This is a genomic window from Streptomyces sp. NPDC107521, from assembly GCF_055598485.1.
Genome location: NZ_JBVKAT010000003.1, coordinates 254,376 through 266,895, shown reverse-complemented (window position 1 = coordinate 266,895; position 12,520 = coordinate 254,376). Strand labels below are relative to the sequence as shown.

The window sequence follows — 12,520 nt, the reverse complement described above, 5'->3', positions numbered from 1 at the left end:
GGCTGCTGTCATGACCGACGACGCCCCGGAGCTCCGCGCATCCGACGCCGACCGTGAAAGAGTCGCCGACATCCTGAGGGACGCCCTGGCCGAAGGGCGCCTGGACATGGCCGAGTTCGAGGAGCGGCTGGACGCCGCCTACCGGGCCCGCACGTACGGGGAGCTGGCACCGATCACCCGCGACCTGCCGACGGGCGCGGCGCCGGTGGTGTCGATGTCCAAGGAGCCCGCGCCCGGGGACGGCTGGGCGGACCGGGTCACCGGCGGCGAGGGCTCGTCGTCCTGGGCGGTCGCCGTGCTCTCCGGCTTCCAGCGCAAGGGCCGTTGGACGGCGCCGAGGAAGTTCACCTGCTTCACCCTCTTCGGCGGCGGCGAGGTCGACCTGCGCGAGGCCAACTTCGTGGACCGCGAGATCGTCATCAACTGCGTCGCGGTCATGGGCGGGGTGAACGTGATCGTGCCGCACGGCGTCGAGGTGGTGGTGCGCGGCATCGGCATCATGGGCGGCTTCGACCACCGCGAGGAGGGCGTCCCGCCCGATCCGGGCGCCCCGCGCGTGATCGTGACGGGCTTCGCCCTCTGGGGCGGGGTCGGCGTCGAGCGGAAGCTGACCCGGGCCGAGAAGCAGCGGCTCAAGGAGGAGCGCCGCCAGGACAGGCTGGACCGCAAGGCGGCCCGCAGGGACCTGCACGACGCCCTCCGCGACGAGGTGGAGGGCTCCCACCGCCGGATGATCGACGGCCACCGCGAACGGGCCCGGGAGCACCGCGACGAGATCCGCGCGGAGCGCCGGGAGCGGCGGGACCGCCGCCACGACGAGTACTGACGCCCCGTCGGACGCGGCGCGGGCCGGATGACGGGACCGGGACGCCCGGTGCGGTGCCCGGGGCGTGTCCCCGGGACGCGGTGCCGTGCGGCGCGGGTGCGCGGCGGGTGCCGGGCCCCGGGTGACCCCGGGTGACCCCGGTGGTACGGCCCGGGGTCGCCGTCCCTGAGCCGTGGTTCCTGGGTGCCGTGCCGTGCCGTGACGTCCGGTGCGGTGAATCGCCGGTGCGGTGCGGTGCGGTGCGGTGAGGGCGGGGGCCGGGTGCCGGAGGTGTGACGGCCAGGCGCCGCTTCCCTCGTGCCGCTTCCCTCGTGCAGCTTCTCGCGCGCCGCTTCCCTCGTGCCGCTTCCCTCGTGCAGCTTCCCTCGCGCCGCTTCCCGGGCGGTGAGCCCCGGGGCTGTGCTCCCGCGAGGCGCGTCCGGACCCGAGCGACCCGATCGCGCGGCCGGGGGTCGCGGCCCGGCCCGGGTCACAGCTGGGCCCGGGGGGCCTCTTTCAGCAGTGCGCGCGGGTCGAGGGTCTCGGCCATCCGGGCGTATCCCCGGTCGCCCGGGTGCAGATGGTCCCCGGAGTCGTACTCCGCGCGCAGCCGGCTCGGGTCGGCGGGGTCGCGCAGGGCCCGGTCGAAGTCGACGACCGCGTCGAACACCCGGCCCGAGCGGATCTCCGCGTTGATCTCCTGGCGCAGGGCCTCGCGGGCCCCGGTGTAGCCGCTGTAGCCGCCGAACGGCGTCACCGTCGCGCCGACGACCCGCAGCCCCCGGGAGCGGGCCTCGTCGGCCATGGTGCGCAGCCCGGCGAGCAGGCTGTCCCGGTCGGCCAGTTCGGGGCTGTGCAGGATGTCGTTGACGCCGAGCGCGATGACGACGGCCCTCACGTTGGTGCGGCCCAGCACGTCCCGGGAGAACCGGCTGAGCCCGCTGGGGTTGTCCGCCGGGCGGCCCGACTTGCTGGTCAGCACCCGGTTCCCGCTGATGCCCCCGTTGACGACGCTGTAACGGGGCACGTCCCGTTGCCCGTCCTCGTTCTTGTGGCTCGCGGCGGCGCGCAGCCGGGCGCCGAAGACGTCCGGCCAGCGGCGGTTGGCGTCCGGGGTGGAGCCGTAGCCGTCGGTGATCGAGTCGCCGAAGGCCACCACGGTGCCGTCCGCCTCGTGGGTGAGCACGTCCAGCGCGGTCAGGTAGCGCCAGTACGGCGTCCGCTCGGTGTACGCGGCGCCCGCCGTGTCCTCGGTGCGGTCGCCCTCGGCGAGGAAGCTCGTCTGCAGGGCGCGCGGGTGGTAGGTGACCGGCCCCGAGGGGGTGGGGGAGTACGTGGTGACCAGGACGTCGCCGCCGTACGGCACGGGGATCCGGGCGGCGTCGCTCATCACCTGGCCGCCGGGCGGGATCACGACGGCCGCGCTCCCGGCGAAGGTGAGCCGGCGCATGCTGGTGGCGACCGCGGTCGGGGCGCCGCCCCCGGCGGCCAGGGCGACCGAGGCGTGGCTGATGGTCAGCGGGGACTGGCCGTAGAGGTTGGACAGGGTGACCCTGGCCCCCGTGCCGCCGACGCCGGAGTGCACGACGTTGCGCACGGAACGGCCCGCGACGCCGGTCTCCTCCGTACCCGGCTCGGCGGCGGCCGGGGCGGCGGCCCAGGCACCCACCCAGACGCCGGTGGAGGCGGGCGCGACGCCGCCCTCGCCGCGGGGGTGGCCGGCGGCCACGCGGGCGGGGCCCCGGGCCGTGCCGTCGTCGGACGCCGTCGCGGCGTATATGGCGCTGGACAGGGCCAGGATCAGGACGACGATCGCGGCGATCAGGGCACGGTGCTTTGCGGGGGACGCCTGGGCGTTCCCGTCACGACCCCGGGTCATGCTGTGGTGTCTCCTCGGGCGAGGGGAGCCCTCGACGCTGCTCGGGCTCCGGTTCCGCTGAGCCCATGATGGGCCATGGGCCGGGGAAGTGCCGCCGGAACCCCGGGCGTTCCCCCTCGGGTGCAGACGCCGGGAACTCCCGCGTCGTTCCCGGAGTCCCCAGGAAGAGACAATGGCCACGCGACAAGACGGAGAACGGACGAACGGCATGAACGGCGACCAGCCACACCCCTCGCCCGGCCACGGCCCCCGGCCCGGGGACGGGGACCGGCGTCCCGGCCGGGGCACGGCGGAGGACGGGGCTCCCGGCGGGGACGCGGGCACCGGGGCGGGTGCCGCGCGGGGCACGGGGGAGGCCGGGGCCGCCGGGCCCGGCGAGGCCGCCGGAGCCGCCGATCGAGCGGAGGGCCGGGGGACCGGCGGGGACCCGCAAGGCGCCCGGCCCTCACGGGGCGCGGAGGGTCTCGGGGCCGGTGACGGGCAAGGGGACACCGGCGCCGGTGAGGGACCGGGGCCCGGGCCGGGCGGTGCAGCCGGGGACGGTTCGGGTTCCACCGGGCGGGGCTCGGGATCCACCGCGGGCGGGAGCGCCTCGCGGGGCGCCGCGGCCGGGGAAGGTCCTGACTCGGCCGGTGGGCCGGGAGCCGCCGAGGGGTCCGGAGCGGCCGGGCGGTCCGGCGCCGCCGAAGAGGCCGAGGGCACCGGCGCCGCCGAGGGGTCCGGGGGATCCGAGGGGCCCGGGAGGCCGGGAGCCCCGGACGGTGACGGCTCCGCCGAGCGCACCGCCTCCGCCGGGCCCTCCGAGTCCGGCGCCCCCTCCGCCGGGGCCGGTGACTCGGCCACCGCCACCACCGACTCCACCGCCACCTCCCGCACCCCCCGGGGCGACCGCGCGGCGCGGGCCGCCGGGGCCACCCGTACCGCCCCGGGCCCCCACGCCCCCGGCCCCGCCGCCCCCCGCGCAGGGGCGGCCCGGGGCTTCCGTACCACCAGGGCCTCCCGGCCCGCCGCCCCCGGCGTCGGTGTCCGCGCCATGGCCGCCTTCAGCGCCGCCGACGAGGAGAAGCAGCGCGGCGTACGGCGGATGAAGACGATCGCGCTCGGGCTGCTGCTGTTCGTCGCCGTCGTCTACGGCCTGGCCGAGTGGGCCGCCCACCAGGGCGCCGGCGCCTGGGCCGGGTACGTGTCGGCCGCCGCCGAGGCCGGCATGGTCGGCGCGCTCGCCGACTGGTTCGCGGTCACCGCCCTGTTCCGCCGCCCGCTCGGCCTGCCCATCCCGCACACCGCGATCATCCCCACCAAGAAGGACCAGCTCGGCGTCTCCCTGGGCGAGTTCGTCGGGGAGAACTTCCTCTCCGAGGACGTCGTGCGGGGACGGCTGCGCGCCGTCGGCATCGGCGGCCGCCTCGGCGCCTGGCTCGCCGTACCCGACCACGCCGACCGGGTCACCGCCGAACTCGCCGCCGCCCTGCGCGGCGCGCTCACCGTGCTGCGCGACTCCGACGTCCAGGCCGTGGTGGGCGAGGCCATCACCCGGCGGGCCGGGGCCCAGGAGATCGCCCCCGGCATCGGCCGGATGCTGGACCGGGTCGTCGCCGACGGCGGGCACAAGCGCGTCGTCGACCTCGTCGTCACCCGCGCCCACGACTGGCTGGTGCTGCACGGCGACTCCGTGATGGGCGCCGTGCAGGGCGGCGCCCCCGGATGGACGCCCCGCTTCGTCGACCGCAAGGTGGGCGAGCGCGTCTACAAGGAGCTGCTGCGCTTCGTCACCGAGATGCGCGACATGCCCGCCCACCCCGCGCGCGGCGCCCTGGACCGCTTCCTCACCGACTTCGCCGCCGACCTCCAGTCCGACACCGAGACCCGCGCCCGCGTGGAGCGGCTCAAGACCGAGGTGCTCGGCCGGGGCGAGGTCCAGGACCTCATCGCCTCCGCCTGGACGGCCGTGCGGTCCATGATCGTCTCCGCGGCGGAGGACGAGCGCAGCGAACTGCGCCTGCGGGTCCGGGCCTCGCTGCTGTCGCTGGGCGCCCGGACGGCCCGGGACGCCCGCCTCCGGGACAAGGTCGACGGCTGGGTGGAGGGCGCGGCGGTCTACGTCGTCACCACCTACCGCAAGGAGATCACCTCCCTGATCACGGACACCGTGGCGAGCTGGGACGCCGAGCACACCACCCGGAAGATCGAGGCGAACATCGGCCGGGACCTCCAGTTCATCCGGATCAACGGCACGGTCGTCGGCTCCCTCGCCGGACTGCTGATCCACACCGTCTCCCGCATGCTGGGGGCGTAGCGGCGCGACCGCGGTGCGTGAGCCGCCCGGTCGCGGGCACCCGCTCCGGGCCGCCCGGTGTTCCCGGGGGCGCCCGCGGGCCACCGCCGGAGCAGTCCTCACCCCGAGAGGGAGCCATGACAGCGGACGCGTCGTCGCCGGGCTCCGTGCCCGGAGCCACCGGAACCATCACCACCGCGGTCCCGGCCCGGCTGGACCGCCTGCCCTGGTCCCGCTGGCACTGGATGATCGTGATCGGCCTCGGCACCGTCTGGATCCTGGACGGCCTGGAGGTCACGATCGTCGGCAACGTGGCCGGCCGGATCGCCGAGGACGGCAGCGGACTGGACATCACGTCCGCCCAGATCACCGGCCTGGCCGCGGCCCTCTACGTGGCCGGCGCCTGCTCCGGCGCCCTGTTCTTCGGCTGGCTGACCGACCGGCACGGGCGCAAGAAGCTGTTCATGGTCACCCTGGTGGTCTATCTGACGGCGACCGCGCTGACCGCCGTCTCCTTCGAGTCCTGGTGGTTCTTCCTCTTCCGGTTCCTGACCGGCTTCGGCATCGGCGGCGAGTACGCGGCCATCAACTCCGCCATCGACGAGCTGATCCCCTCCCACTACCGGGGCCGGGTCGACCTCATCATCAACGGCAGCTACTGGCTCGGCGCCATCGGCGGCTCCCTGCTGTCCATCGTGATGCTGGACACCGCCGTCTTCCCGAAGGACCTCGGCTGGCGGCTCAGCTTCGGCCTCGGCGTCGTCCTCGGGCTGGTCATCCTCCTGGTGCGGCGGCACGTCCCGGAGAGCCCGCGATGGCAGTTCATCCACGGCCACGGCGACGCGGCCGACCGGCTCGTCACCTCAGTCGAGCGGGAGATCGAGCGGGAGAAGGGGATCCGGCTGCCGGAGCCCGCCGGTGAGATCACCGTCCACCAGCGCAAGAGCATCGGCTTCGGCCTGATCGCCCGGACCGTCTTCCGCCGCTACCCGCGCCGCGCGGTCCTCGGCCTGTCGCTCTTCATCGGCCAGGCGTTCCTGTACAACGCCATCACCTTCGGCTTCGGCACCATCCTGATCACCTTCTTCGACGTGCCGACCGGCCGCACCGGCTACTACTTCGCCGTGATCGCCGCCGGGAACTTCATGGGACCGCTGCTGCTCGGCAGGCTCTTCGACACCGTCGGGCGCCGGATCATGATCTCCGGCACCTATCTGCTCTCCGGCCTGCTGCTGTTCGGCACGGCCTGGCTGTTCGACCGCGGCTCCCTGTCGGCGACGACGATGACGGCCTGCTGGTGCGTGGTGCTGTTCTTCGCCTCGGCGGGCGCCTCCAGCGCCTACCTCACGGTCTCCGAGATCTTCCCGATGGAGACCCGCGCCATGGCCATCGCCTTCTTCTACGCCCTCGGCACCGCCGCCGGAGGCATCAGCGGCCCGCTGCTCTTCGCCGATCTCACGGAGTCCGGGGTGGTCGGCGACACGGCGCTGGCGTTCCGGATCGGCGCCGGGCTGATGTGCGCGGCGGGGCTGGTGGCGGCGTTCCTCGCGGTGAACGCGGAGCGCCGGTCGCTGGAGGACATCGCGGAGCCGCTGTCGGCGGCGGGGGCGGGGGAGGGGCCGGACGCGGGGCCGGGGTCAGGCGCGGGGGCGGGCGCGGGACCGGGGCCCGGACCGGGCGGGAAGGGCTGACCCGGGCGGGTCCTCCCGGCCCGGCCCCGGGCGGACGTACGGTGCGGGGACCGGTACGACGGACCGCCACGAGGGAGCGCGACGACGATGACCATCCGCAGGATCGTCCCCAACATCGAGGTCGGCGACGGGGAGGGGATGCGCGCGAACGGCGACTTCTACGGCCTGCTGGGCTTCGAGGAGGTCATGGACATGGGCTGGGTGCGCACCCTGGCCTCCCCCTCCGAACCCACCGCGCAGATCAGCTTCCTCACCCGGGAGCGCACCGGGCCCGTCGTCCCCGACCTGAGCGTGGAGGTGGAGGACGTGGACGCGGTGTACGCCCGGATGCGGGCCGCCGGCGCCGAGATCGTCCTCGAACCGCAGGACGAGGAGTGGGGCGTGCGCCGCTTCTTCGTCCGCGACCCGAACGGCCGCGTGGTGAACGTCCTCACGCACCGGGGGTGACGCGGGACGGTCCGCCGGGCGGCCGGGCGCGGAGCCGGGGCGCCGGGGGCGGAGCCACGCGTCCCGACCCGGGGCGGTGCCTCGGCGGAAGGGTGCGTCGGCGGCGCGGCGGGGCGTCGCACGGCGGCGGGGCGTCGCGCGGCCGGGAGGCCCGGCCCCGTAGCGGTGCGGCCCCGGGGTGACGGTCACCCGTCGCCGGGCGGTCCCGCGAGCGCGGGGGCGCCGGGGGCGCGGGGGGCGCCGCCGTCGGCCGGCGGCTCAGGCGCGGCGGTCGGCGACGGCCCAGGAGGCCAGGGCGACGGCCCCGGCGACCCCGAACACGGCGGGCCAGGCGCCGACCTTCTTGGCCAGCGGATGCGATCCGGCGAAGGCGGCGACGTAGGCGGCGGACAGCGCGCCGGCGGCCGGGCCCCCGGCCCGCTCCCGCCACTGCCGCGCGGCGGCGGCCCCGGCGGCGGCCAGGACGACCCCGCCGAGCTGCCGTTTCCCGGTCCAGCGGGCCACGCCGTACCCGCCGACGAGACCACCCGCGGCGACCACCGCGCTGGGAACCCTGGCCATGCCTGCCTCCTGCCCTGCTGACGCCGTACGTCCGTCACCGCGAGGGTAGTCCGCCCGGGCGGGACCGCTCACGCCGGGCGGGCCCCGGCGGGGTCCGGCGCGCACCACCGGCCGGCCCCCGTGGCTCCGGCGGGAGTGAGACGCAGGTCACCATACGAACAGCGCGCGTACCCGTCACATCGGCGGCCCCGCGTCCGTCGTAGCTGTGTGGACCGGGGGCGAGCCCCCCACCCAGCGATTCGACCTGAACGACGGAGGCACCACCATGGAAGCGCGTCTCAACATGTTCGGCAGCCCGCTCGCGGGCAAGTTCCTGCGCCACATCAACTCGGCCGGCAAGATCCTCGGCGACTCGTCCCTGCCGGAGGCGACGCAGGAGCTGGTGAAGATCCGCGCCAGCCAGATCAACGGCTGCGGCTTCTGCCTCGACATGCACACCAAGGACGCCGCGAAGGCGGGCGAGACCTCGCTCCGCCTCAACCTGATCGCGGCCTGGCGGGAGGCCAAGGTCTTCACCGACGCCGAACGCGCCGCCCTCGAACTGACCGAGCAGGGCACCCGCCTCCCCGACGGCGGCCACGTCACGGACGAGGTCTGGGCGAACGCGGCCCGCCACTACGACGAGGAGCAACTCACCGCGCTGGTCGGGCTGATCGCCCTGATCAACACGTACAACCGCCTGAACGTCATCGTCCAGCAGCCGGCCGGCGACTACGAACCGGGCATGTTCGGCTGATCCGATTCCCGCTGTCCCCGGGCCCGCGCGGCAGAGCGCCCCCGGCACGGCGTGCGCCTGGGGCAGGGAGGGCGGCGCACCCCTCCCTGCCCGGGCGGTGGGATCAACTGGCCTGGATGGCCGCCGAGTAGGCCCACACATCGGCGGGCAACTCGTGATGGAGATGCCATTTGATGGCCATCGGCTTGCTGCCCGTGTGGTCGACGTAGCTTGCCGGGCCAAGGAGCATCCAGGGCTGGGCCTTCTTTATGTCCGTGTTCTTGTACCGGCGCATGAAGAGAAGGACGTGGCTGCCGCGCTTGGCGTGCTGCTGGTAGCGCAGTCCAGTCGAAGACCCGGCCGCAGTCGCGTTCTGTGACTCCCAATGGAAAAGGGAGGGGTTCAGCGCGTAGTCCTTGTAGCGGACCGTCGGCGAGAATTCTCTCTCGTTCTTCTCCGAGGTGATGAGAAGGACATCCGTCTGGAACTCCTCGGCCCATCCGACACCCTGGGCGAAGCTCTTGGGCATCCTGCCCCCGAGGCGGGCGACCCCGAGGGCGGCCAGGATCTCCGACCGGTTGTACGAGCTGTGGACCTTCATCGGGATGCCGCTGAGGCTGCCGGACAAGGGGATCGGAACGTGGTCGGCTTGCTGCATGACATGAGCCAGCACTTGGCGAAGCTCGTCCCGAACTGCACGGAGCGGGCGTAGTGACGCGAGGCCCTCGTCATAGCTGGTGAACCCGCCCGCGTCATCCCAGAGGGTGAAGAACAGCATGCGGGCGTAAGCCTGGTCACGAGGGCTCAGGACATCGTACGGGGAAGCCTGATCATCCAGGATGCGGTCATATGCCTGAGCTCGTTCGGGGTCATCGACATGGAGGAAGGAGTGGACCCGCTTCAGTAGCGCTGACTCGGCGTCCGAGGCGCTTCCGGTGAGTAGGGAAGCCCGGCGGAGGATCGCCGTCCATGAGTGGTTGCTCCGGTAGAGCTCGCTGATGTCGCGACGGCTTTCTCGAAGATAGTCCGCCAGTCGAGGAGTGCTGTATGCCTTCACCTCCTTCACGAGGGTGTTCACCGTCGCGCCCAGTTGGGTGCGGATGTTGTCGAGGACGAGATCCTTCGCTTTGCCTTCCAGGATGATCTGGCACCCGGACGGCAGCTGTGGAAAATCCCGCTCCATGTGTTCGACGAGTCGATTGCGTGAAAGGTTGGTCAGGGCGCGGAATTGTTCTTCGAAGCGGAATTCTGCCCGGTGCTGTCCGATGAAGTCCAGTACGGTCAGCACTGGCTTCGTCTCGGTACGCCTGAGCCCCCGCCCGAGTTGCTGGAGGAAGACCGTCGCGCTGCTGGTGGGGCGCAGCAGGAGCAGGGTGTCCACGTCAGGGATGTCGAGTCCCTCGTTGAAAAGGTCCACCGAGAAGATCACTTGCAGCTTGCCGTCACGGAGATCGGCGAGAGCGGAGGCACGTACATCGGGCGAGGAGTCGCTATCGAGCGCCACTGCTTGGAAGTTCGCCCTGCGGAAGAAGTCCGCCATGTAGTGGGCATGCGCCTTGGTCACGCAGAACCCGAGGGCCCGCATGGCACCGGGATGAGAGATCTTGTCCTGGATCTGCTTGACCACGATGCGGGCACGGGCATCCGTGCCGGTGAACAGGTTGCCGAGTTCCTGATCAAGGTAGGCGCCCTTCCGCCAGCTCAGCCTGGTCAGATCCATGCCGTCGGGGATGCCGAAGTAGTGGAACGGACTGAGTAGTTCGTTCTCCAGGGCTTCCCACAATCGCATTTCGGCGGCGATCCGGCCCTCGAAGTATTCGTCCTGCACGTTGCGGCCGTCCATCCGCTCCGGCGTCGCGGTGAGACCGAGCAGTTCCTCCGGGGCGAAGTGATCGATGATCCTCCGGTAGGTGCTGGCCGTGGAGTGGTGGAACTCGTCGATGACGATGATGTCGAAGTGGTCGGGAGCCAATTGCTCCAGCCGTTGGGCATGGAGGGACTGGACACTGGCGAAGACGTGGTTCCACTCACGGGGGTCCGCGCCGCTGTGCAGCAGTTCACCGAAGGAGGCGTCGTCCAGAACCTCGCGATAGGTGCGGAGGGACTGCTTGAGGATCTCCTTGCGGTGTGCCACGAAGAGCAGCCGCGGACGGCCTCCAGTCGCGTTCGTGCACAGGCTTCGGTAGTCGAGGGCAGCCATCACGGTCTTGCCCGTCCCCGTGGCTGCCACGAGCAGATTGCGGTGCCGGTCGTGGACCTCGCGCTCCACGTTCAATCGCTCCAGCATGTCCCGCTGGTGGGGGAACGGGCGCACGGCCAGGCCGGACAGACTGATCTTCAGGTCGCCGGGTGCGGTGGAACCGCCTGCCTGAGCCAATGCGCCGTCGAGGCGCTCGGCATGCAGGTCGGGGTCGTACGTCTCGAACGCGCCGTCGTTCCAATAGGCGTCAAAGGTTGCCTCGAACTTGTCCAACACGGCTGGAGTGGCCACCGAGGAGAGGCGCACATTCCATTCCAGGCCGTCGAGGAGCGCTGCCCGAGACAGGTTCGAGCTGCCGACGTACGCGGTGTCGAAACCCGACTTCCGCCGGAAGAGCCAGGCTTTGGCGTGCAAGCGGGTCGAGCGGATCTCGTAGTTGACCTTCACCGTGGCGCCGAAGTCGCGTACGAGACGGTCGAGGGCGTGGCGATCGGTAGCGCCCATGTACGTGGTGGTGATGACACGAATCGGTACGCCGCGTTCTTTGGCGGCGCGCAGTACGTCCTCTAGGACGCGGAGGCCGTACCACTTCACGAAGGCGCACAGCAGATCGATGCGGTCCGCGGTGGCGAGCTCCGCCCTCAGCTCTGTGCCCAGACTGAGGTCCTCGGGCGCGTTGGTGAGCAGCGAGGTCTCAGAGAGCGGGGTCAACGGGCGGATCGCGTAGGCTCCGGGAGCCTCCTGCTCGGCCAGCGCCAGCAGTTGACGCGGGCCCTCGATGATCGACTCGGTTGTCTCTCGCCCGGAGGCGGTGTCGTGCAGGGAACGCAGTATGCGGTTGGCGTAGGGCACCTGCTGGTCGAGCGGGAGGCGAAGAAGCCGCTCCGCGATCACCTCGGCGATGTGCCGTGCCAGTACATGAGGCGATGACTCCGCGCTGACCTGCGCGTCGACCGCTTTCCATCCCGCGGCTTCGAGACGGTCCAGATCACCGCGCACACCGTCGGTGATCAGCTTCTCGTAGACGCCCGCAATCGGCTGCGCTGTACTTGCCGCCTCGTCCACCTGGCCCCCTTGCCCTACTCCATTGATGTGACTCAGTTCTAACAGGAGTCACCGACGCAAGGGGAAGCTCATCCCCCTAGGGTGCGGGCGGGCCGACCTGGGAGCGCGACACCACCCCGCATGGCCCCTGTCCTCCGCGGATGTGCGCCGGGTGCGGGGGGTGCAACGGGGCGGCATGAGGACGTGAGGCGGGTGGTGAAGTCCGGACGGTCCCCTGGAGCCCTGAGCAGCGAAGGATGGGGAGTGTCATGTACGGAGGCGACATCTTCCTGCTGGTGGAGATGCAGAAGTAGGAGGTCGACGTGCCCGGCGCGCGGTTGGTGTGCAGCACCAACATGTTCTCCCTCTCGGATTCCTCCTCAGCAACAGGGGTGGCCGATGCACCCTCACCGCCGAGTGCCGGCAGAACGCTACGGAACGGGACATCTCCGGTCGACTACTACCCGGAACTCGCCGGTGCCGAGGTAGCGGAAGGCATCACGCCCCTGGCCCGATTAGATGACCGGGTCCTCTCGGTGCTCGGTGCTCAGTAGTCCCTTCCAACGCGTTGTGCGGTCCCTGGCCTCCGGGACGCCGAGACCGCAGCTCGCCTGGCCGTGAAGACCAACTCGACGATTCTCAGGCTCCCTTGCGTGGGTGCTCCCTCGTGCCGAGGTCCGGCCGCGCGAGGATCTGTACCCGGCCGCCGGCGACCGCCGTCAACCGGACCGCGAGCGGGGCGGGTTCACAGGGGCACCCCTCACGGGCGCTACCGGTCCTTCGTGCGACAGCCGTTGAACCCCTCGTCCGGGGAGCTCGGTCGGCTTCCGTTCCCCGTCGTGCGCGGGATCGTGCTCCGTTCCGTCCGCAACGGGCGGGCTTCCGCGGGGAAGTCGCCGCGAC

8 protein-coding genes are annotated in these 12,520 nt (G+C 72.2%); 5 read left to right on the top strand and 3 right to left on the bottom strand.

The window, feature by feature from the left end; all coding sequences use genetic code 11:
- Positions 1-10 precede the first annotated feature (10 nt).
- Positions 11-826 (top strand): DUF1707 SHOCT-like domain-containing protein, encoded by an 816-nt coding sequence (locus ACZ7LB_RS07150; RefSeq protein ID WP_471465878.1) that lies wholly within the window; start codon positions 11-13, stop codon positions 824-826.
- Between the two features lie 469 nt (positions 827-1,295).
- On the opposite strand, the gene ACZ7LB_RS07145 is transcribed toward ACZ7LB_RS07150, so the two are convergent.
- Complete coding sequence (locus ACZ7LB_RS07145; RefSeq protein ID WP_471465877.1) at positions 1,296-2,684, bottom strand: SGNH/GDSL hydrolase family protein; 1,389 nt, start codon at positions 2,682-2,684, stop codon at positions 1,296-1,298.
- A 1,033-nt stretch (positions 2,685-3,717) separates the two neighbouring features.
- On the opposite strand from ACZ7LB_RS07145, the gene ACZ7LB_RS07140 reads away from it, so the two are divergent.
- The 3 genes from ACZ7LB_RS07140 to ACZ7LB_RS07130 all read left to right on the top strand — a co-directional run bounded on the left by ACZ7LB_RS07140 (position 3,718) and on the right by ACZ7LB_RS07130 (position 7,097).
- Positions 3,718-4,980 carry a DUF445 domain-containing protein gene (locus ACZ7LB_RS07140; protein WP_471465876.1) on the top strand — a complete coding sequence of 421 codons (1,263 nt, stop codon included), beginning with the start codon at positions 3,718-3,720 and terminating at the stop codon, positions 4,978-4,980.
- A 116-nt stretch (positions 4,981-5,096) separates the two neighbouring features.
- A complete protein-coding gene (locus ACZ7LB_RS07135; protein WP_471465875.1) occupies positions 5,097-6,650 on the top strand; it encodes an MFS transporter in 1,554 nt (517 codons plus the stop codon).
- Positions 6,651-6,737: 87 nt separating this feature from the next.
- Entirely contained in the window at positions 6,738-7,097 is a 360-nt protein-coding gene (locus tag ACZ7LB_RS07130; RefSeq protein ID WP_471465873.1) for a VOC family protein, read from the top strand.
- 258 nt (positions 7,098-7,355) lie between these two features.
- Here the strand turns inward: ACZ7LB_RS07130 and ACZ7LB_RS07125 are convergent, their stop codons facing one another.
- Complete coding sequence (locus tag ACZ7LB_RS07125) at positions 7,356-7,658, bottom strand: hypothetical protein (RefSeq protein ID WP_471465872.1); 303 nt, start codon at positions 7,656-7,658, stop codon at positions 7,356-7,358.
- 265 nt (positions 7,659-7,923) lie between these two features.
- Here ACZ7LB_RS07125 and ACZ7LB_RS07120 point away from each other — a divergent pair, with 265 nt between their 5' ends.
- The gene (locus ACZ7LB_RS07120) at positions 7,924-8,394 is read left to right on the top strand and encodes a carboxymuconolactone decarboxylase family protein (protein WP_471465870.1); all 471 of its coding nucleotides are present in this window, start codon (positions 7,924-7,926) and stop codon (positions 8,392-8,394) included.
- Between the two features lie 103 nt (positions 8,395-8,497).
- Here the strand turns inward: ACZ7LB_RS07120 and ACZ7LB_RS07115 are convergent, their stop codons facing one another.
- Entirely contained in the window at positions 8,498-11,638 is a 3,141-nt protein-coding gene (locus tag ACZ7LB_RS07115) for a DEAD/DEAH box helicase (RefSeq protein WP_471465868.1), read from the bottom strand.
- Positions 11,639-12,520: the final 882 nt, after the last annotated feature.

Coding starts and splice junctions, on each gene's coding strand:
- ACZ7LB_RS07150 (WP_471465878.1), top strand. CDS start 11: ATGACCGACGACGCCCCGGAGCTCCGCGCATCCGACGCCGACCGTGAA.
- ACZ7LB_RS07145 (WP_471465877.1), bottom strand. CDS start 2,684: ATGACCCGGGGTCGTGACGGGAACGCCCAGGCGTCCCCCGCAAAGCAC.
- ACZ7LB_RS07140 (WP_471465876.1), top strand. CDS start 3,718: ATGGCCGCCTTCAGCGCCGCCGACGAGGAGAAGCAGCGCGGCGTACGG.
- ACZ7LB_RS07135 (WP_471465875.1), top strand. CDS start 5,097: ATGACAGCGGACGCGTCGTCGCCGGGCTCCGTGCCCGGAGCCACCGGA.
- ACZ7LB_RS07130 (WP_471465873.1), top strand. CDS start 6,738: ATGACCATCCGCAGGATCGTCCCCAACATCGAGGTCGGCGACGGGGAG.
- ACZ7LB_RS07125 (WP_471465872.1), bottom strand. CDS start 7,658: ATGGCCAGGGTTCCCAGCGCGGTGGTCGCCGCGGGTGGTCTCGTCGGC.
- ACZ7LB_RS07120 (WP_471465870.1), top strand. CDS start 7,924: ATGGAAGCGCGTCTCAACATGTTCGGCAGCCCGCTCGCGGGCAAGTTC.